The sequence below is a fragment of the Kosakonia arachidis genome (assembly GCF_900116535.1).
Lineage (GTDB): Bacteria > Pseudomonadota > Gammaproteobacteria > Enterobacterales > Enterobacteriaceae > Kosakonia > Kosakonia arachidis.
The window spans coordinates 1197978-1217868 of sequence record NZ_FPAU01000001.1; the positions used below are offsets into that span (position 1 = coordinate 1197978).

The 19891-nt window shown below is 52.3% G+C and carries 17 protein-coding genes; 7 read left to right on the forward strand and 10 right to left on the reverse strand.

Annotation, left to right across the window (positions count from 1 at the left end; genetic code table 11):
• Window positions 1-34 precede the first annotated feature (34 nt).
• On the reverse strand, window positions 35-1213 hold the full coding sequence (manA, locus tag BM427_RS05865; RefSeq protein WP_090119992.1) for a mannose-6-phosphate isomerase: 1179 nt from the start codon (window positions 1211-1213) through the stop codon (window positions 35-37).
• Between the two features lie 198 nt (window positions 1214-1411).
• On the opposite strand from manA, the gene fumA reads away from it, so the two are divergent.
• The gene (gene fumA / locus BM427_RS05870) at window positions 1412-3058 is read left to right on the forward strand and encodes a class I fumarate hydratase FumA (protein WP_090119994.1); all 1647 of its coding nucleotides are present in this window, start codon (window positions 1412-1414) and stop codon (window positions 3056-3058) included.
• A 162-nt stretch (window positions 3059-3220) separates the two neighbouring features.
• Window positions 3221-4621: a class II fumarate hydratase gene (fumC, locus tag BM427_RS05875; RefSeq protein ID WP_090119996.1), complete on the forward strand. Its 1401-nt coding sequence runs from the start codon at window positions 3221-3223 to the stop codon at window positions 4619-4621.
• Here the strand turns inward: fumC and tus are convergent.
• The 3 genes from tus to rstA all read right to left on the reverse strand — a co-directional run bounded on the left by tus (window position 4618) and on the right by rstA (window position 7660).
• Entirely contained in the window at window positions 4618-5547 is a 930-nt protein-coding gene (tus, locus tag BM427_RS05880; protein ID WP_090119997.1) for a DNA replication terminus site-binding protein, read from the reverse strand. The two genes, fumC and tus, sit on opposite strands and share 4 nt — an antisense overlap.
• 79 nt (window positions 5548-5626) lie before the next feature.
• Window positions 5627-6922 carry a two-component system sensor histidine kinase RstB gene (gene rstB, locus BM427_RS05885; protein ID WP_090119999.1) on the reverse strand — a complete coding sequence of 432 codons (1296 nt, stop codon included), beginning with the start codon at window positions 6920-6922 and terminating at the stop codon, window positions 5627-5629.
• A gap of 21 nt (window positions 6923-6943) precedes the next feature.
• Window positions 6944-7660, reverse strand: a complete 717-nt coding sequence (gene rstA, locus BM427_RS05890; RefSeq protein WP_090120001.1) for a two-component system response regulator RstA — start codon at window positions 7658-7660, stop codon at window positions 6944-6946.
• Window positions 7661-7787: 127 nt separating this feature from the next.
• Between rstA and BM427_RS05895 the strand changes: the two genes are divergently transcribed.
• Entirely contained in the window at window positions 7788-8123 is a 336-nt protein-coding gene (locus tag BM427_RS05895; protein ID WP_090120003.1) for a GlpM family protein, read from the forward strand.
• Here the strand turns inward: BM427_RS05895 and BM427_RS05900 are convergent.
• A complete protein-coding gene (locus BM427_RS05900) occupies window positions 8120-9502 on the reverse strand; it encodes an amino acid permease (RefSeq protein WP_090120005.1) in 1383 nt (460 codons plus the stop codon). The genes BM427_RS05895 and BM427_RS05900 overlap by 4 nt on opposite strands.
• A 194-nt stretch (window positions 9503-9696) precedes the next feature.
• Window positions 9697-10641, reverse strand: coding sequence for a DUF1471 family protein YdgH (gene ydgH / locus BM427_RS05905; protein WP_090120006.1), 945 nt, complete (start codon window positions 10639-10641; stop codon window positions 9697-9699).
• Window positions 10642-11150: 509 nt separating this feature from the next.
• Here ydgH and pntA point away from each other — a divergent pair.
• From pntA to BM427_RS05925, 3 genes are all read left to right on the forward strand, one after another.
• Window positions 11151-12680: a Re/Si-specific NAD(P)(+) transhydrogenase subunit alpha gene (gene pntA, locus BM427_RS05915; RefSeq protein ID WP_090120008.1), complete on the forward strand. Its 1530-nt coding sequence runs from the start codon at window positions 11151-11153 to the stop codon at window positions 12678-12680.
• 10 nt (window positions 12681-12690) lie between these two features.
• On the forward strand, window positions 12691-14079 hold the full coding sequence (gene pntB / locus BM427_RS05920) for a Re/Si-specific NAD(P)(+) transhydrogenase subunit beta (RefSeq protein WP_090120010.1): 1389 nt from the start codon (window positions 12691-12693) through the stop codon (window positions 14077-14079).
• 107 nt (window positions 14080-14186) lie between these two features.
• Window positions 14187-15296 (forward strand): mechanosensitive ion channel family protein, encoded by a 1110-nt coding sequence (locus BM427_RS05925; RefSeq protein ID WP_090120012.1) that lies wholly within the window; start codon window positions 14187-14189, stop codon window positions 15294-15296.
• 77 nt (window positions 15297-15373) lie between these two features.
• On the opposite strand, the gene uspE is transcribed toward BM427_RS05925, so the two are convergent.
• From uspE to ogt, 3 genes are all read right to left on the reverse strand, one after another.
• Window positions 15374-16321, reverse strand: coding sequence for a universal stress protein UspE (gene uspE / locus BM427_RS05930; protein WP_090120014.1), 948 nt, complete (start codon window positions 16319-16321; stop codon window positions 15374-15376).
• A 145-nt stretch (window positions 16322-16466) separates the two neighbouring features.
• Window positions 16467-17219 (reverse strand): fumarate/nitrate reduction transcriptional regulator Fnr, encoded by a 753-nt coding sequence (fnr, locus tag BM427_RS05935; RefSeq protein ID WP_007374819.1) that lies wholly within the window; start codon window positions 17217-17219, stop codon window positions 16467-16469.
• Window positions 17220-17427: 208 nt separating this feature from the next.
• Window positions 17428-17943, reverse strand: a complete 516-nt coding sequence (gene ogt, locus BM427_RS05940) for a methylated-DNA--[protein]-cysteine S-methyltransferase (protein WP_090120015.1) — start codon at window positions 17941-17943, stop codon at window positions 17428-17430.
• Between the two features lie 528 nt (window positions 17944-18471).
• On the opposite strand from ogt, the gene smrA reads away from it, so the two are divergent.
• The gene (gene smrA / locus BM427_RS05945; RefSeq protein ID WP_090120017.1) at window positions 18472-19032 is read left to right on the forward strand and encodes a DNA endonuclease SmrA; all 561 of its coding nucleotides are present in this window, start codon (window positions 18472-18474) and stop codon (window positions 19030-19032) included.
• Between the two features lie 60 nt (window positions 19033-19092).
• On the opposite strand, the gene BM427_RS05950 is transcribed toward smrA, so the two are convergent.
• Window positions 19093-19641 carry a hypothetical protein gene (locus BM427_RS05950; protein ID WP_090120018.1) on the reverse strand — a complete coding sequence of 183 codons (549 nt, stop codon included), beginning with the start codon at window positions 19639-19641 and terminating at the stop codon, window positions 19093-19095.
• Between the last annotated feature and the right edge of the window lie 250 nt (window positions 19642-19891).

Consider the following 19891-nt stretch of genomic DNA (forward strand, 5'->3'; position numbering starts at 1 on the left):
AAGCTTAGCAACCCTTATTAAAAAGTTCAGTAACTTAGTTGCTTTTATTGAATACGCGCGCCACTCTCCCGGTGCCACGAACAGACACTGGCGACTCATCGGCAGCAATGAATGCCGACTCGCCGGGTTTCAGTACCAGACGGTCGCTGCCTTCACTGAGAACCGCTTCGCCTTCCACGCAAAAAACAATCGCCGCACTTTGCTGTGCCAGCGTGGTTTCAGCGGCGGAGAGATCGTGAAGCGAGAACGCAAAATCATCAACCGGGATCGGAAAATCCAGCTCCGCGCCCTGACGCACCGGCTCGGTGAGGAGCGTGGCGGCAGGTTTCGGTGTGAATTTGACATTCGCCACCAGTTCAGGAATATCGATGTATTTCGGCGTTAATCCAGCGCGCAGAACATTATCAGAGTTTGCCATCACTTCCAGCGCTACACCTTGCAGATAGGCATGCGGCGTTTCGGCGAACAGAAACATCGCTTCGCCTGGATTCAGTTTTACCACGTTGAGCAGCAGTGGAGAAAAGAGGCCGCTGTCATCGGGGTAGAATTCAGCAATTGTGCGGATCGTCTGCCACGGCTCGCCCTGTTTTTCTTCCAGTACGGATTTCAGCACCGCCAGCGCGCGGGATTTTTCGTCACCCTGCATGTTGAGCAGAGCGGCAAACAGCTCGCTCAATCTCTCCGCGCCTGGTGCTTGTAAGAAGTGGGCGATAGCCGCATGCGCACCAGCGACCGGTTGCAGCAGCGAGACAATGTCGGAGAACTCGCGAAAGGCATTCATGGCCAGGAACGGCGTAAGGGCGAACACCAGTTCCGGCTTATGATTCGGATCTTTGTAGTTACGTTCTGCGGCGTTCAGCGGAATGCCAGCGGCGTTCTCTTTGGCAAAGCCGATTTCTGAGTTTTTCTTGTTGGGATGAACCTGAATCGACAGTGGCTGGTCGGCACACAGCACCTTAAATAAAAACGGTAGTTCGCCGAAACGCTCTGCCACAGCCTGACCGAGCAGGCGGTTTTTGTCCTGCTCGATTACGTCACGCAACGTGCGGGTCTGACCGCTGGTGTCCTGCACTTTTGAGCTGCTCTTCGGGTGCGCCCCCATCCACAACTCTGCCATCGGCAGGTTTTGCGGATTTGCCACACCGTAGAGATCCGTTAACGCAGTTTTACTTCCCCAGGCGTAGTTTTGCACTGAGTTGATGAGTTTTTGCATTATCAAGCCCTTTCTGAGTAATGAAATATTGGCGTCATTAAAGCAACAAACCCGGCAGAAGTAACCTGCGCCGATAAAAAGTCGTATTAGTCTCAGTTTTTGTTAAAAAAATGTGTAGGATATGGTGACTCGCTTTAACACGGGCAGAGGGAATGGCTGCCTGAACAATAACCAGATCGTGCCGTAAGTGAGAGAACAATGTCGAATAAACCCTTTTGCTATCAAGATCCTTTCCCGCTCGGAAAGGACGAGACCGAATACTACCTGCTAAGCCGTGACTATGTTTCTGTTGCCGAGTTTGACGGCCAACAAATCCTCAAAGTTGACCCGCAGGCGCTGACACTACTGGCGCAACATGCTTTCCACGATGCTGCATTTTTACTGCGCCCGGCGCACCAGCAGCAAGTTGCCGATATCCTTGACGATCCCGAAGCCAGCGAAAACGACAAATATGTGGCGCTGCAATTCCTGCGCAACTCCGAGATCGCATCGCGCGGCATTCTGCCGACCTGCCAGGATACTGGCACGGCCATTATCATGGGTAAAAAAGGGCAGCGTGTATGGACCGGCGGCGGCGATGAAGCTGCGCTGGCCCGTGGCGTCTATAACACGTTTATTAACGATAACCTGCGCTACTCGCAGAATGCGCCGCTGGATATGTACAAAGAGGTTAACACCGGCACTAATCTGCCAGCGCAGATAGACCTCTACAGTGTGGATGGCGATGAATATAAATTCCTGTGCATTGCCAAGGGGGGCGGTTCGGCCAACAAAACCTATCTTTACCAGGAAACCAAAGCGCTGATCACCCCGGCGAAGCTGAAAAATTACCTTGTCGAGAAGATGCGCACCCTTGGTACGGCAGCGTGTCCGCCTTACCACATTGCATTCGTAATTGGCGGTACATCGGCGGAAGCGACGCTGAAAACGGTTAAACTGGCATCAACCAAATATTACGACGCGCTGCCGACGGAAGGTAATGAGCACGGCCAGGCATTCCGCGATGTACAACTGGAGCAGGAATTGTTGGTGGAAGCGCAGAATCTTGGTCTGGGCGCCCAGTTTGGTGGTAAATACTTTGCCCATGATATTCGCGTGATCCGTCTGCCGCGCCACGGCGCGTCTTGTCCGGTGGGTATGGGGGTTTCCTGTTCGGCCGATCGTAACATCAAAGGCAAGATCAACCGTGAAGGGATCTGGCTGGAGCGGCTGGAGCAGAACCCCGGTAAATACATTCCCGAAGCGCTGCGCCAGGCGGGCGAGGGCGAGGCGGTGAAAGTGGATCTCAATCGTCCGATGAAAGAGATTCTGGCGCAGTTGTCGCAGTACCCGGTCTCCACGCGTCTGTCGCTCAGCGGCACGATCATTGTCGCTCGCGATATTGCGCATGCGAAACTGAAAGAACTGATGGACAGCGGCGAGCATCTGCCGGAGTACGTGAAAAATCACCCGATTTATTACGCTGGCCCGGCGAAAACACCAGAAGGTTACGCATCTGGCTCCCTCGGCCCAACCACCGCTGGGCGGATGGATTCCTACGTCGATCAGTTACAGTCACAGGGCGGCAGCATGGTCATGCTGGCAAAAGGAAACCGCAGCCAGCAAGTGACGGATGCCTGCCATAAACATGGCGGTTTTTACCTTGGCAGCATCGGCGGCCCGGCGGCGATTCTCGCGCAGAACAGCATCAAGCACCTGGAGTGCGTGGCTTATCCGGAGCTGGGAATGGAGGCTATCTGGAAGATTGAAGTGGAAGATTTCCCGGCCTTTATCCTTGTCGATGACAAAGGCAATGACTTCTTCCAGCAGATCCAGTCCGGCCAGTGCGCCCGCTGTGTGAAATGACTCAGACCGCCCAGTGGGGCGGTTTTTCATTTCCGGGATTACCCTGCAGACCTGTCTGAGCACAAAGCAGTAAACAACATCATAAATAGCATCAATACTTTTACTTGTTTGCAGGTGAGCAATGTCAGCACTCAACACCACTTTGTAGCCAAGGAGAAAGTAATGACAACGCATCGCAGTGAGAAAGATTCGATGGGCGCCATCGAGGTTCCGGCCGATAAACTGTGGGGAGCGCAAACCCAGCGGTCGCTGGAGCATTTCCGCATTTCCACCGAGAAAATGCCGGTCTCGCTGATCCAAGCGCTGGCGCTGACCAAGCGTGCAGCGGCGAAGGTGAACCAGGATCTGGGGCTGTTGCCTGAAGAGAAGGCTCGCGCGATTATCGCTGCGGCAGATGAAGTGCTGGCGGGGAAACATCCCGATGAGTTTCCGCTCGCCATCTGGCAGACCGGTTCCGGCACACAGAGCAACATGAATATGAACGAGGTTCTGGCGAATCGCGGCAGCGAGATCCTCGGCGGCGTGCGCGGAATGGATCGCAAAATCCACCCTAATGACGATGTAAATAAAAGCCAAAGCTCCAACGACGTGTTCCCTACCGCTATGCATGTCGCGGCGGTGATTGGCGTACGCGAACACCTGCTGCCACAATTGCGGGTTCTGAAAGACACGCTTGCGGAGAAATCTTGCGCTTTCGCTGACATAGTGAAAATCGGTCGCACCCACTTACAAGATGCAACGCCGCTGACGCTTGGTCAGGAGATCTCAGGTTGGGTCGCGATGCTGGAACACAACCTGAAGCATATCGAATTAAGTCTGCCGCACTTAAGCGAGCTGGCGCTGGGCGGCACTGCGGTAGGAACGGGGCTGAATACGCACCCGGAATATGCAGAGCGTGTGGCGAAAGAGCTGGCGAGTTTCACGCAACAACCGTTTATCACTGCGCCCAATAAGTTCGAGGCATTGGCCACCTGTGATGCGCTGGTGCATGCTCATGGCGCGTTAAAAGGGCTGGCTGCATCGCTGATGAAAATCGCCAATGATGTGCGCTGGCTGGCTTCCGGTCCGCGCTGCGGTATTGGCGAAATCGCCATTCCGGAGAACGAGCCAGGTAGCTCGATCATGCCGGGCAAAGTTAACCCGACGCAGTGCGAAGCGATGACCATGCTGTGCAGCCAGGTGCTGGGCAATGACGTGGCGATCAACATTGGCGGTGCGTCCGGCAATTTCGAACTGAATGTGTTTCGTCCACTGGTTATCCATAACTTCCTGCAATCGGTGCGTTTATTGGCCGATGGAATGGCGAGCTTCAACAAGCATTGCGCGGTGGGCATTGAGCCCAATCGTGCGCGTATCGACCAGTTGCTCAATGAATCGTTAATGTTGGTGACAGCCCTGAACATGCATATCGGTTACGACAAAGCGGCAGAAATTGCCAAAAAAGCCCATAAAGAAGGGCTGACGCTGAAAGCCTCGGCGCTGGCGCTCGGTTACCTGACAGAGGCCGAGTTTGATAGTTGGGTTCGCCCGGAGTCGATGGTCGGCAGCATGAAACAGGCCTAACTTGCCAGATAAAGGTGCAGCCGCGGGATCAACAGCGTCAGCGGCTGCGCCTGCGGTTTGAAACGGTGCTGTATATTATCGGCGTTGTAATCCAGCAGTTCGCCGATATCCGGTACTGTCCCACCGTTTTCCTCTGAAATCAGTGCAATCATCGGTGTCGGGCAAGCGTATTGCACCTGCTTTTGCGAACCGGAATACCAGATGCGCGCAATCGGTTGTACCTTCACCGGGCGTTTAATTTTCAGCCGAGCCTGCTTTGGCAGTGCGGCAATATCGTTGTACTCCTGTTCGACTCTCGCCAGCCACTGCTCCCGAGTGAAGGCTGAAACAGCGCGCGGTGATTTCAGACTTCTCTCCAGTTGCGTCAGCACCTCATCTCGCGTGAGGTTTTTGATGATGTGTTTATTGGCCCAGCCGAAACGGATGGTAGCGGGGGAATGTACCAACGTTAGCGTGCGGTAGGCATTAAGGGTGATCAGACCCGGTAAATGACGATGGACCCACTCAAAACGTGCAGCGGGCTCCAGCCCTGATTCGACGGTGACAATCTGTTCAAAGGCCACTTTCAACGAATTGATTGTGCCGATGCGCTGTTCCAGTGCCTGACGAGTCGCCTCATTGGTTCGATAACACATTACCCCCGGTAACCGCACCGCGGCTTTGCTGCTGCGGTTCTCCGACTGCTGCTGAATGAACAGATGCGTGTAGTGGTTGAGCGCCAACTCTGCCGCGCGTCGGCCAATATGTTGTTTGACATGAATCGTCGGCAGCGGATTATGCTCTGCGCCTTTGGCAATTTCCGGCAAGGTGAAGACGCGCCCGGCCATCAGACGGCACTCCGCCAGCGTAGCTTTCAATGCGCCGAGTTCATGTTCAAGCTGCCGAAAAGTGGTGTTCAGACGTTCGATAAGATCCAGCGCCGCCATCCTGATTCCTCTATTAGTTACAACATGCTATTTAATTTATAGCATAGGTGCCGACATTCGGCCAGTGCGCCGCTGCGGTTCAGGATGGTAGTGAAATGTGGTGGTAGATGGGCCAGCTAAAAGTAAATTGCGCACCGCCCAATTCGCTTTGCGAGCAGCTTACTTCACCGCCGAAAGCCAGAGCTATCGAATGTACAATAGCCAGCCCCAGGCCGCAGCCGCCGGTTGCGCGATCGCGGCTGGGATCGAGGCGGACAAAAGGCTCGAACACGCGCTGGCGCTCTTCGGGCGCAATACCCGGACCATCATCTTCCACAGTCATGCTGGCCTGCGAGCCCTGGCGCTGTAAGGTGACCCTCACGGTTTGCTGGCTGTAACGTAGAGCATTATTTACCAGATTATCCAGCACGCGTTCCATCAAGCGCATATCGAGCGCACCGTATTCTTCGCCCGGCGTGGTGGTCAGCAACAATGTATGTTTCGGGTTCATACTGCGGGCATCATCCATGTAGCTGTGAAACCAGGCAGGCAGATCCGGGGTGGTGAGTTTCAGCTCAGTTTGCGGGCGATCGAGCCTTGCAAAGGTCAACAGCTCTTCAATTAATGCTTCCAGTTGCTCGATATCACGGTTCAGCGCCGCATGCTCGGTTTCACTTAGATTATCGCTCATCTCCAGCCTGTAGCGCAGCCTGACCAGCGGTGTGCGTAGCTCGTGGGCGATACCGTCAATCAAATGTTTTTTACTGGTGATCAACGCATTGATGTTATCAGCCATCTGATTAAAGGCGATACCGAGCCGCTCAAAGCTTGAATTACTGTCGAAATGAATACGTTCCTCCAGATGGCCATCACCAAAACGCTGTGCGGCAGATTCCAGCCGCAGCATGTCCTGCCAGTGCGGGCGCATCCAGATAAACACCGGAAAGGCGAGTGAGATGCCAATCAGCGCCATCAGCGACATATCCAGTAGCCGCGTCTCATGCAGGAAAAAGAGATAGGGTACCGGGCCGACAGCCAGCACATAATGGCTGCGGGGAATGCGCTGAATAAAGGTGTATTCAGAATCCAGCGCCACAATATCACCTTCGCGCAGCCGTTGAGCGGCAGGTTCCTTAAGCGTGAATTTATTCATCGGTTCAATGCGCAGATTGAATGACAAATTTAGATCCAGCTCTTTCAGTGTCTTAGCCCATTGATGCGGCGGAATTTCGCGCAGCTCGCTACGCATTAAATAGAGGGAGCTTTTCATCAGGTCGTCCAGCGACTGACGTCCTGCGCGCTCGGCGGTAAATTTATAAACCAGACCCACCAGCATCGTCATGACCAGAAAACAGACGAACAGCAAAAGGTAAAACTGGACGAACAGTTTTTTCATCGTGATACCTGGTTAAGAGCTTCAGTTGTCCCACGCGTGCGGCGCGAACAGGTAGCCTTTGTTACGGACGGTTTTGATACGATAAGGTTCGGTGGCGCTGTCGAGCAGCTTTTTCCGGAGGCGTGAGATCGCCACATCGACGCTGCGATCCATGCCGTCATAACTGACACCGCGTAGGTTTTTCAACAGTGCGTCCCGGTCCATGATCTGCCCGGCGTGGGTTGCCAGTTCCCACAGTAGCTCAAAATCCGCCGTCGAGAGCGAAACCTGCTCGCCTGCCAGCAGCACCTGGCGATTTACTGGATCGATCGACAACGTGCCGAAACTGATGGCTTTATGCTGCTTCAGCGACGGGGCCGCAGGCTCCGCGGTAACACCCGTGCGCTGTCGCAAATGCAACCGCAGCCGGGCCAGCAGAACCGCAGGTGGCGTGGTTTTGAGTATGTAGTCGTTGGCACCCATTTCCAGCGACAGAATATGGTTCATATCACTGTCGAGCGAGGTGAGCAACACTATCGGACCATTCCACTGGCTTCGCAGGTCGCGGCACAGCGTCATACCGTCTTTACCCGGCAGCATAATATCCAGCAGCACCAGCTCCGGTTTTTCACGGGCGATCACTTCTTCGGCGCGATCGCCGCGGGGTTCGACAATGACATCCATATCGTGCTTGCCCAGATAAGCCGCAATCAGTGCGCCGACTTCCGGGTCGTCTTCCACAAAAACGATCTTATTCATATGCCTGTGTTATAGATAAAAACGTAAACATACACCGCCTTGCGGTAAGCTGCCATTATTCTTTTCTGAAAGCTATATGCTCAATTATGCTGTAGATCTTTGTTATTAAAGTATTAAAGGGAAAATTATGGGACTGTTTTTTAAAGCTATGCTTGGCGCGCTGGTGGTGCTGTTGATCGGCGTATTAGCAAAAACAAAAAATTATTATATTGCCGGGCTAATCCCACTGTTCCCGACTTTTGCGTTGATCGCCCACTATATCGTGGCGACCGAACGCGGCGTAGAAGCATTGCGCACCACCATTGTGTTCGGTATGTGGGCGATCATCCCCTATTTTGTCTATCTGCTGTCGTTGTGGTATTTCACCGGTATGATGCGCGTCTGGCCGGCGCTGGGCTGCGCAGTATTGTGTTGGTGCCTCAGCGCCTGGCTGTTAATTTTTGTCTGGAGCCGTGCCCATTAACGCACCAGCATCCAGGTTGCCGGAACAGCAGCAATCAGCAGCAGGCTGATCAGCGCTTTTTCTCGCTGTTTCAGCGTGCCAGTCATTTTGTGCGTGTGACGGGCATACATAAAGACCAACAGACCCGGCGCGTAAAGCACCACGGAGAGCAGCAGGTGCATCGGCCCGGAGGCGTACAGCAACCACAACCCGTACAGGCAGGCACCAATGGCAACCGCCTGGTGTAGCGGGCGGCGGGCCATTCTCAGCAAGAAGGCGCCAACGAGGAAGTAGGGCACCAGAATCATCTCTGAGGCAATGGTCAGCAGTGTGTTGTAATCCGATCCGGTAAGCCAGATCAGCACCAGGCAGACCTGCACGCTGCTATTGGTCAGCCACAGCGAGGCGGCTGGTGCGCTGTTTTTATTCTGGCGCGCAAAAATACGCGGGAAGGCTTTATGTGTCGCTGCCAGCAATGGAACTTCAGCGGCCATAATGGTCCAGCTCAGATAAGCGCCACATACGGAGATAATCAATCCGGTGGCAATCACCACTTCGCCCCAGCTACCAAGTAGCTTGACCATCAACCCGGCCATTGATGGGTTACGCATTTCTGCCAGTTCCGGACGTGGAATCACACCGAGAGAAAGCAGGGTGACCAGCAGATAGACCGTAAGTGCTGTCAGTACCGCCAGCAGGGTGGCGCGACCGACATCCTGTTTATTACGCGCCCTTGCTGATACTACCACGGCACCTTCCACACCGATAAATACCCACAAGGTGATCAGCATGGTGTTTTTTACCTGTTCCCAGACAGGAACGCCGAGTGCGATACCGCTGAAGTCCAGACGGAACTTGTCGAGATTAAATGCCAGCGCCGCCAGCACGACAAACAATCCAAGCGGCACCAGCTTCGCCAGCGTAGCGGCAAGATTAATGCTTGCCGCTGTCTGCACGCCGCGCAGAACCAGCGCGTGCACAACCCACAGCAACGCCGACGCGCCGACGATCGATTGCCAGGTATTTCCATCGCCAAACAGACGAAACGCGGGAGTATCGGTAAAGAAACTCAGCGCGGAAAAAACAATCACCAGATAAGAGACATTAGCAATAACCGCACATAGCCAGTATCCCCATGCCGAGCAGAAGCCGATCAGCTCGCCGAACCCTTCGCGAGCGTACGTAAAAATACCACCATCCAGATCCGGGCGTATTCGCGTCAAAATCAGCATCGCAAAGGCGAGCAGCAGTATTCCCACGCCGGTGATCACCCAGCCGATGATCAACGCCGCCGGACTGGCGACTTGCGCCATATTCTGTGGCAGGCTAAATACGCCAGCGCCGAGCATGGAGCTCAAAACCAGCGCAGTTAAAGCGCCAAGGCCTAGTTTTTTTTCCATTGTTATCCTGTCAAAAAAAGCGGCTAATCCAGAATAATTATTTTGCCGATGCGCATAAATATGGTGGATCTCACTGAGGCGCGGGATTTTACGGAGTGTCGTCAGGGCATGCAATGCTGTCGATGGCAATTTTGCGAAAAAGCGAGGAAAAAACGAAAAAAAAGCGGCCGAAGCCGCCTGATTCAGGAATGCGCTTACTTGTAGAGATCGGCGCTGATGGTCATGTTGTTGCCGCTTTCTGACCACTGGCGCGTGATGTGGTAATACTTCGCGCCTTTCTGCGCGGCACGTTTAGCAACCTGATAGGAGATTTCCGTCATGTTGCCGTAGTTGCCGGTAAACTTGATGCTGTCGAACGGTACCATCTGTGCAGCCGTGATTTTGTTCAGCTCTTCGACTTTGGTGCCGTCAGGCAGCGTGACACTGTAACGTCCGCCGGATGTGGATTGCGTTTCGAAGAAACGGCCAATACCGACGCCTGGCGTTGCATCGCTGGCAACGCCAGGAATTTCCACTTTCTTCGCTTCTTCACCGCCTTTAGCCAGCGCAGCGCGACCTGCATCGGAATCACGTGGAATAGCATCGGCGCTCTGAATAACGCGTTTTTTGGCGTCGGCTTTATAGATAAAGGCGGTAATCATCTGGTTGCCGCCCTGGTTCGCATCGACCTGGCGAACGATATAGAAAGATGCGGCGCCCTTTGCTTTGGCGGCTTTGGTGATGGCGTCGTTAACTTCCGGCTGTGTACGGTAGAAGCCCTGAACGGTGACGGTATCGTATGGTTCAAGCGCGATGGCGACATCTTTCGGTAATTCTGTTACGCCATTGATCACGCGAAAGGCCGGACGTTCTGCTTTTGCAGCATCGGCTTTATAGAGATCGACGGTGGCGCGTTGGTTGCCGCTGTTGCCCGCATCAGAGGTATCTACAACATAAAATGCCGCTGCGCCTTCTTTATCCGCGCGTTTGGATGCCGCGCTGACGGCATCGCCAATGGCGTTAAAACGACCGATAATGACGACGCGATCATAAGGTTTTACTGCCGCTGCCTGCTCCGGTGTTAACTCCGTGGCCGCGTTCGCTGTCATCACTGTGGCAGATAAAAGAGCTGACGCCAGGAGGGTGTACTTAAGCTTCATAAAAATAGTCCTTCGCCTTGCGCAAACCATAAACTGGTGTTGTTGTTGGGAAAACGTCGGTGATTATTGCATTTAAACATCGCTACTGTCTGCGTCATTTTTCACTGACTGTGTGATGAGGAGGCAAAAAACGATAACCTTTAGTGATATGTTGAAAAAACAGACGCTTGACCAGCAAAATCGATATAGCATACAACTTTTAACGTTAATATATTGTTAAATGGCGACTCTTCGCTGGAGATTAATCGTGTTTTGCCGCTTCGCTTGAGCGGAATATCGGCCTGTTATAGCGAATTTAAGGAAAATAACCCTGCCAGAATCCCTTCACCTTTCATATTCGCCGATAAAAGAACAATTTCTCTTTTTCGGTTGTGGATCACAGGCGTTATTTTCAGTAGGTTATAGAAAGTTTGTTACTGTTTTATTCTCCGGGGCTTTTGTGAAAACAGAGGTAAATGCCTTCGGGACGACTGACAAACCATCATCTAAATCCGATGGAAGGGAAAACTATGCGTATTGGTGTACCTAAAGAACGGTTGGCCAATGAAACCCGCGTTGCGGCGACACCGAAAACGGTCGAGCAATTGCTTAAATTGGGTTTCAGCGTTGCGGTTGAAAGCGGCGCGGGCAAGCTGGCAAGTTTTGATGACGATGCGTTTACTCTGGCAGGGGCAACGATAGTCGATAGCAGCAACGTCTGGCATTCCGACGTGATCCTGAAAGTGAACGCGCCGGACGATGAAGAGATCGCGCTGCTCAATCCAGGCACGACGCTGGTCAGCTTTATCTGGCCTGCGCAGAACCTTGTGCTGATGGAGAAGCTGGCGGCGCGCAACGTGACTGTGATGGCGATGGATTCCGTGCCGCGTATCTCGCGCGCGCAGTCACTGGATGCGCTCAGCTCAATGGCGAATATCGCAGGTTATCGTGCCATTGTTGAAGCTGCGCATGAGTTTGGGCGCTTCTTTACCGGGCAGATCACTGCGGCAGGGAAAGTTCCGCCGGCAAAAGTGATGGTGATCGGCGCGGGCGTCGCTGGCCTGGCCGCCATCGGCGCCGCAAATAGCCTTGGCGCGATTGTCCGTGCGTTCGACACCCGTCCGGAAGTGAAGGAACAGGTGCAAAGTATGGGTGCCGAATTCCTTGAGCTCGATTTCGAAGAGGAAGCGGGCAGCGGTGACGGCTACGCAAAAGTGATGTCCGAAGCCTTTATCAAGGCGGAGATGGAACTGTTTGCTGCGCAGGCGAAAGATGTCGATATTATCGTCACCACCGCGCTTATCCCTGGTAAACCGGCACCGAAGCTGATCACCCGTGAGATGGTCGATTCCATGAAGCCGGGTAGCGTAATTGTCGATCTGGCGGCGCAAAACGGTGGTAACTGCGAATATACCGTGCCGAATGAAATCAGCACCACGGCCAACGGCGTGAAAGTGATTGGTTATACCGATCTACCAGGCCGCTTGCCGACGCAGTCCTCCCAACTTTACGGCACCAACCTGGTGAACTTGCTGAAACTACTGTGTGTTGAAAAAGACGGCAACGTAGTGGTCAACTTTGATGATGTCGTGGTGCGCGGTGTAACCGTAGTTCGCGACGGCGAAATCACCTGGCCAGCACCGCCGATTCAGGTTTCAGCACAGCCGCAGGCAACCCCAAAAGTAACCGCAGCACCGAAAGAAGAAGCCAAACCGGTCTCGCCGTGGCGTAAATATGCGCTGATGGCGCTGGCGATCATTTTGTTTGGCTGGCTGGCGAATGTCGCGCCGAAAGAGTTCCTCGGCCACTTTACTGTCTTCGCGCTTTCGTGCGTAGTGGGTTACTACGTGGTGTGGAATGTGTCGCATGCGCTGCATACGCCGCTAATGTCGGTAACCAACGCGATTTCCGGCATTATTGTCGTCGGCGCGTTATTGCAGATCGGCCATGGTGGCTGGGTCAGCTTTTTAAGCTTTATTGCGGTACTGATTGCCAGCATTAATATTTTTGGTGGTTTCACCGTCACTCAGCGCATGCTGAAAATGTTCCGCAAGAACTAAGGGGTAACAGATGTCTGGAGGATTAGTTACTGCTGCATACATTGTTGCCGCGATCCTGTTTATTTTCAGCCTGGCGGGGCTTTCTAAGCACGAAACCTCCCAGCAGGGCAATAACTTCGGTATCGCCGGGATGGCGATTGCGCTGATCGCCACCATATTTGGCCCAGACACCGGCAACGTTGCCTGGATTCTGGTGGCCATGATCATTGGTGGCGCGATCGGTATTCGCCTGGCGAAGAAAGTAGAAATGACCCAAATGCCGGAGCTGGTAGCAGTGCTACACAGCTTTGTCGGTCTGGCGGCGGTGTTGGTCGGCTTTAACAGCTACCTGTACCACGATGCGGGCCTGGAACCGGTGCTGTTGAATATTCACCTGACCGAAGTGTTCCTCGGTATCTTTATTGGTGCGGTGACCTTTACAGGTTCCATCGTGGCGTTCGGCAAGCTGCGCGGCAAGATCTCTTCTAAACCGCTGATGCTGCCGCATCGTCACAAAATGAACCTTGCGGCGCTGATCGTCTCTTTTGTTCTGTTGCTGGTGTTTGTCCGTACCCACAGCGTTGGCCTGCAAGCTCTGGCACTGTTGCTGATGACCATCATTGCGCTGGTGTTCGGCTGGCATCTGGTGGCGTCCATCGGCGGTGCAGATATGCCGGTGGTGGTTTCCATGCTGAACTCCTACTCCGGTTGGGCGGCGGCGGCGGCGGGCTTTATGCTCAGCAACGACCTGCTGATAGTGACCGGTGCGCTGGTCGGTTCGTCGGGTGCGATCCTCTCTTACATTATGTGTAAGGCGATGAACCGCTCCTTTATCAGCGTGATTGCCGGTGGTTTTGGTACCGACGGTTCTTCATCCGGTGGTGATGAAGAAGTAGGCGAGCATCGCGAAATTAACGCAGAAGAGACTGCCGAGCTACTGAAAAATTCGCATTCAGTGATCATCACCCCGGGCTATGGTATGGCGGTGGCGCAGGCGCAGTATCCGGTGGCGGAAATCACCGAAAAACTGCGTGCGCGCGGCGTGAAAGTGCGCTTTGGTATTCACCCGGTCGCTGGGCGTCTGCCGGGCCATATGAACGTGCTGCTGGCAGAAGCGAAAGTGCCGTACGATATCGTGCTGGAAATGGATGAGATCAACGATGATTTCGCTGATACCGATACGGTGCTGGTGATCGGCGCTAACGATACCGTTAACCCGGCGGCGCAGGACGATCCGAAGAGTCCCATTGCCGGGATGCCGGTGCTGGAAGTATGGAAAGCGCAGAACGTCATTGTCTTCAAACGTTCGATGAACACCGGCTATGCTGGCGTACAGAACCCGCTATTCTTCAAAGAGAATACGCAGATGCTGTTTGGCGATGCCAAAGCTAGCGTTGATGCAATCCTCAAAGCGCTGTAAGTTATACCGCTTATATATACCGCTCCTCGGAGCGGTATTTTTTTGCCCGAAACCCGAATGGGCAGAGCAACTATACTTCTTTCTTCATGTGTTTATACGGAGGAAGGATGACGTTTTTACCTCATTTTGACTTTATATCTTTATTGATGTCACCCGCATTCTGGGCTAGCCTGGCGACAGTGGTGGTGGTCACGTTGGTGGTTTACTGGCTGTTTACGCGCTTACTGAAGATGGTGATGAAAGGGGCGCATAATCGGCGCGAGAAACAACAGGCAGTCGGCAAAATGCAGCATGTGCTGATCGATATGCTCAGCCGCACCAGTCAATTTCTGCTCTTTATTGCTGCGTTACTCTTTAGCCTGCGTTTCATCGATCTCCCCGACCGACTGTTTAACACCCTCGGACACGCCTGGTTTTTAGTACTGGCAATTCAGATGGCCATTTGGCTTGATCAGGGCGTGGTGTCGTGGATGCGCCATTTGATGTATACGCCTGGTGCAAGCCGAAATCCCGTGACCATGGTGATTGCCGGTCTGTTGCTACGCATGATGCTATGGGCCATCATGCTGCTATCGATTCTGGCGAACGCGGGAGTCAATATCACCGCGCTGGTTGCCAGCCTCGGTGTTGGCGGCATTGCGATTGCGCTTGCTGTACAGACTATCCTAAGCGATGTCTTTGCCTCGCTCTCCATTGGCTTTGATAAGCCCTTCGAAATTGGCGATTTCGTGGTGTTTAACGATGTTGCAGGCACCATTGAGCATATTGGCCTTAAAACTACGCGTATCCGTAGCCTGAGTGGCGAGCAAATCGTCTGCGGCAATGCGATTTTGCTGCAACAAACGCTGCATAACTATAAGCGCATGCAGACGCGACGTATCGTTTTCACCTTCGGTCTGGACGTCAGTACGCCGCCGAACAAACTGCGGAAAGTGAGTGAGATGGTGCGGACCATCATTACCGACGTGGGTGAAACGAAGTTTGACCGCGCGCATTTTCAGGGATTCGCCGCCGATCGGCTGAATGTTGAAGTCGTGCATATCGTCAACACGGCGGATTACAACAAGTACATGGATATTCAGCAGGAAATTAATATCCGTATTATAGAAAAACTGGCAGAAGAGGGGATCGCGCTGGCGCTGCCGTGCGTGGTGGTAAAAGGCGGGCTGGCGGTAGAAAACCCGTCGACTGAGCAGCGCGTTGAACCAGTAGTATAAAAAACTGCTTTACTTGAAGTGAACCCCGAAAGGTTGATACCCCAACAATTGGGGTTCACTTTATCGCGTGTTTACCTTTAATCGTCTTCGTCGTCCAGTTCGATCGGGCTTTGGTATTCATCCGGTTTGATAACTAACAGGTCACAGCGCAGATGATCGATCACCTGTTCGGCCGTATTACCGAGGAACGCCGCAGAAATCCCGGTGCGCCCTATAGTACCCAGCACCACAATCCCGGCCTGTAAGTGCTCGGCAAGATCCGGGATCACCTCTTCCGGTAACCCTTTCTCAACATGCGTCAGTTTCTCATCAATGCTGAATTTTTGCCGCAGCGCTTTCATTGCCAGCAGATGTTGACCACGTATAGCGTCGTTGTACACGCTGGGATCAAATTCCGGCAGTTCGATGGCGATATTGATTGGCGTAACCGGATAAGCACCGACAATATGCACTTCGGTATGGTTGACCTGTTCGGCCAACTGCAACGTCTCTTTGACCAGCTTTTCGTTCAGTGAATTGTGATATAGCTCTTCACTGGCGAGATTGACCGCCACCACGGCACGACCACCTTCCGGCCAGGGCTGATCTTTGACCATCCATACCGGACAAGGGCATTTGCGCAACAGATGCCAGTCCGTTGGGGTGAAAATAACCGATTCCAGCCGATCATGCTGGTGGGTCATTTTCAGCAATAAATCATGGCCACCAGAAATCACTTCCTGGATGATGGCTTCGAAAGGGCGGTTATGCCAGACCACTTTGATCTCAATCGGCACGCCCGCATCAATATAAAATTTTGCCTGCTCACGGATCCACGCAGTACGCTGGCTGATTACGCCTTGCCGCATAGCGGTGCGTTCATCGGGGGACAGAAGGGTGGTCATTTCGTAAGAGAAATCATAGATTGGCAAAAAGGCTTTAATACGGCCACCAATCCGTTGATGCAAATACACAGCACGCCGTAATGCTGGCTGATCGTCCTGGTTAGGATCGATAGCGACCAACATGTTTTGATACTTAGCCATACAGGGTCTCCTTACATCTGTCACCACAGTCTGTAAATAAAAGATAACCCATAAGTACTGAATGAAACAGGGAAAACCCTTTGCCAGATCAATAAATCACAAAAATTACACAGTCCGGCAAAGGATCTGAAGGCAGGGGAAAAACTCAGGCGACGTTGCGCGTGTGGCCAGCCAGCTGCGCCAGCATATCGCTATTTTCAATGGTGATATATTTACCTTTCACCGCCAGCATTCCGCTCTTCTGGAAGCGGCCGAGCAGGCGGCTAATGGTTTCTACCGTCAGCCCCAGATAGTTACCAATATCGCCACGGGTCATGGTCAGACGGAATTCACGCGGTGAGAAGCCGCGCTGAGCAAAACGACGCGAGAGATTGTAGATAAAAGCCGCCAGACGCTCTTCAGCATTTTTCTTCGACAGCAACAGAATCATATCCTGATCGCCTTTGATTTCACCACTCATCAGACGCATCATCTGCTGACGCAAGTTGGGCATTTTGCCGGAAAGATCGTCCAGCGTCTCAAACGGGATTTCACAAACCATTGAGGTTTCCAGCGCCTGCGCGAAGCTGGGATGATGAGCGGTACCAATCGCGTCGAATCCGACCAGATCGCCAGCCAGATGGAAGCCGGTGATCTGCTCGTCGCCCTGTTCGGTAATGGTGTAGCTCTTAATCGTACCGGAACGGATTGCGTACAGCGATTTCAGTTCATCCCCTGCTTTAAACAGCGTCTGACCTTTCTGAATGGGCTTTTTACGCTCAATGATGTTGTCGAGCTGATCCAGCTCGTGCTCATTGAGCGTAAAAGGGATACAAAGCTGGCTAATACTGCAATCCTGGCAATGGATTGCACATCCGCCTGACTGAATGCGTCGTATAATTCGCTTTTCCGGGATCATAGGTCTGCTCAAGCCGTAATTGATATTTGTCAATTTTAACATCTTTTTCTTGAGCACGTAAGTCTGGTAAAACGTCAATTCACGATTATTAAAACAGGCGGGCGAACTTCAATGAGATGGATCGACATCATCTTATTGAAATTCATTCACTTCGTTAAAGCTTTTATCGCAAGACTTCCTAATAAAAAGGCTTTTTATGCGCTTTTTCTCACAATAGCAGGTAGCCTTCATGACGTAACAGCCACTCTTTGCGCTGTACGCCGCCTGCATAGCCAGTCATAGTGCCATTGCTGCCAATAACACGGTGGCAGGGTACGACAATACTGACCGGGTTTGAACCATTGGCGGCGCCCACCGCTCGCGCGGCCGTTGCGCGCCCCAGCGTTTTCGCCAACTGACCATAATGCACCACCTGGCCGCACGGGATCGTGCGCAACGCTTGCCATACCTCACGCTGGAAGGGGGTACCGGCGGTCGCCGTGGGGAGGATGTCGATAACAGCCAGATCGCCGTCAAAGTAGTCCTGCAATTTCTGGCTCAATCCGCCAGGATTCGTTGCGGTAGTGCGTTGATAGCCTTCACTGCGATAATGAATATCCAGCAGCTTATTCATGCGATCGCTGTGCTCTTCCCACTCTACGGCGCGCAGATGAAAATTTTCGTCACACACTATCCATAGTGGGCCAAGCGGGGTGGATATTTTATCCTCAAGTAGCGTCAACATTCGGCATCCTTAACCGTGGCAAAGTGTGCTAATCCTAGCAGACGACTTGCCGTGTCACCATACCCCGAAAGTACGTTTATTCCGCCATATTCAGGTGAGAAACAGAATAACAAAGAGACAATATATCGTTAACTAATAGATCATATATCATCTATTCTCGATGATAAAAAAATAGAGCCTGCCGACATCTGTCAGGCTCTACAGTACACACAATGACGCTTCCTTTCGTTATTTCCTGCAATATCCTCCGTGTGCGGTAAATATAGTTATAGCGGTGCTTATAAATATTTCCAGTATGAAATGGTGATTGATTTCACGATAATTTAACTAAAATCCAGGTCGGCGTCGTGATAATAATTTGCGTTAAGTTCAATTCATACTCTCAAATTCATTATGGTTATTTTACTGCCATTAAACAGGCGAAAACCTCAACTGTTTGTCAAACTTAAGGTAAATCCTGGCGGGCCATTGTGAGGGCGCTGCACGCCCGTTATAGTACATAAGCAGAAGTTGATTGAGGACGGCCTGATGAACCCTGATAAATCGCTTTTTCTTGACGCCATGGAGGACGTTCAGCCCCTGAAGCGCCGTGCGGATGTACACTGGCAGCGAACACCTAATCCTCGCGTGCGCCAGCGTATCGACACCCTGCAGCTTGATAATTTTCTCACCACCGGTTTTCTTGACATTATCCCTCTCGGTACGCCACTGGAGTTTAAACGTGAAGGGTTGCAGAACGGTGTGCTGGATAAGCTACGGCAGGGGAAATACAGCCAGCAGGCAAGCCTTAATCTGCTACGCCAGCCGGTTGAGCAATGTCGTCAGATGCTGTTCCGCTTTATGCACCAGGCACGGCTTGATGGTTTGCGCAATGTGTTCATTATTCATGGCAAGGGTCGGGAAGACGGCTCGCATCCGAATATTGTGCGCAGTTATCTGGCGCGCTGGTTAGCCGAGTTTGATGACGTTCAGGCATTCTGTGCGGCGCTGCCGCATCACGGTGGCAACGGCGCCTGCTACGTGGCGTTGCGTAAGTCGGAGCAGGCAAAACTGGATAATTGGGAACGTCACGCCAAACGTAGCCGCTGATGGTCTGGCGTGATGTCTGTATGTCCTCCCACTGGTCGGTTTCTGCATAGCGCCCACGGTTTAATAATACAAATTGCTAATATCCGTCATTTTTGCCTGTGCTGGTGAATACTCTCTCGGTGTGAGTTTTATCCGCTGTCTGGCAATATTCCTGGCCTGCGGATGAGCGCCCATAAAATCTCTGCAGTTTTCACCTTCTGTGATCCCATAACGTCGTTTGTAGTAAAAGTTAAACGTTTGGGGAATAATGCCGGAATAATACTGGGATGAATATTCAGCGGTACCGCCACGGGCTTTTATAAAATTAACGATGGCATGGCCAATATCGCTGCTGGGTTTAGAACAGCGCAGATAACTCTGCTTTCCGTCGCCACCAAAAACCACGCTGTGCATACTTTTCATAGTGATCGCTTTCCGTGTCAGTGCACACTGTATATCTTCAAGATTCTGCTGCAGCCTCAGCCCCGTGTCGAAATGCGCGCATAGCAGGTAATCGTGCTGATCGGATAAGGCATACAACCCCAAACAAGTTTGCACCGCTGGCATGGAAAGATCTAAATCTTCGCGTTTAAAAACACCATATTGTCCTTGAAATACGACGACTCTCATCTCAGTAGCTCCATTCTATAGTGAATAATATTTTCTCAGATCAGGAAAGCTATTTAATAATATAATGATAATGACTATTGTCTCTTAATAAGAGTAATATTTATGTATTTTTCATCTTAAATAAAGAGAAAGCACATCTGTATAACTATATTGAAAGCTTTTTTATTTGACGATCGGTAAATCAATAACATGGTGAAAGCCTGTTTGCGATATTTACTGACACTATTTTCGTGGGCGGAACAGGATGAGG

Excerpts from the sequence above, each read along its gene's own strand:
- manA (WP_090119992.1), bottom strand. The coding sequence starts at position 1,213 with ATGCAAAAACTCATCAACTCAGTGCAAAACTACGCCTGGGGAAGTAAA.
- fumA (WP_090119994.1), top strand. The coding sequence starts at position 1,412 with ATGTCGAATAAACCCTTTTGCTATCAAGATCCTTTCCCGCTCGGAAAG.
- fumC (WP_090119996.1), top strand. The coding sequence starts at position 3,221 with ATGACAACGCATCGCAGTGAGAAAGATTCGATGGGCGCCATCGAGGTT.
- tus (WP_090119997.1), bottom strand. The coding sequence starts at position 5,547 with ATGGCGGCGCTGGATCTTATCGAACGTCTGAACACCACTTTTCGGCAG.
- rstB (WP_090119999.1), bottom strand. The coding sequence starts at position 6,922 with ATGAAAAAACTGTTCGTCCAGTTTTACCTTTTGCTGTTCGTCTGTTTT.
- rstA (WP_090120001.1), bottom strand. The coding sequence starts at position 7,660 with ATGAATAAGATCGTTTTTGTGGAAGACGACCCGGAAGTCGGCGCACTG.
- BM427_RS05895 (WP_090120003.1), top strand. The coding sequence starts at position 7,788 with ATGGGACTGTTTTTTAAAGCTATGCTTGGCGCGCTGGTGGTGCTGTTG.
- BM427_RS05900 (WP_090120005.1), bottom strand. The coding sequence starts at position 9,502 with ATGGAAAAAAAACTAGGCCTTGGCGCTTTAACTGCGCTGGTTTTGAGC.
- ydgH (WP_090120006.1), bottom strand. The coding sequence starts at position 10,641 with ATGAAGCTTAAGTACACCCTCCTGGCGTCAGCTCTTTTATCTGCCACA.
- pntA (WP_090120008.1), top strand. The coding sequence starts at position 11,151 with ATGCGTATTGGTGTACCTAAAGAACGGTTGGCCAATGAAACCCGCGTT.
- pntB (WP_090120010.1), top strand. The coding sequence starts at position 12,691 with ATGTCTGGAGGATTAGTTACTGCTGCATACATTGTTGCCGCGATCCTG.
- BM427_RS05925 (WP_090120012.1), top strand. The coding sequence starts at position 14,187 with ATGACGTTTTTACCTCATTTTGACTTTATATCTTTATTGATGTCACCC.
- uspE (WP_090120014.1), bottom strand. The coding sequence starts at position 16,321 with ATGGCTAAGTATCAAAACATGTTGGTCGCTATCGATCCTAACCAGGAC.
- fnr (WP_007374819.1), bottom strand. The coding sequence starts at position 17,219 with ATGATCCCGGAAAAGCGAATTATACGACGCATTCAGTCAGGCGGATGT.
- ogt (WP_090120015.1), bottom strand. The coding sequence starts at position 17,943 with ATGTTGACGCTACTTGAGGATAAAATATCCACCCCGCTTGGCCCACTA.
- smrA (WP_090120017.1), top strand. The coding sequence starts at position 18,472 with ATGAACCCTGATAAATCGCTTTTTCTTGACGCCATGGAGGACGTTCAG.
- BM427_RS05950 (WP_090120018.1), bottom strand. The coding sequence starts at position 19,641 with ATGAGAGTCGTCGTATTTCAAGGACAATATGGTGTTTTTAAACGCGAA.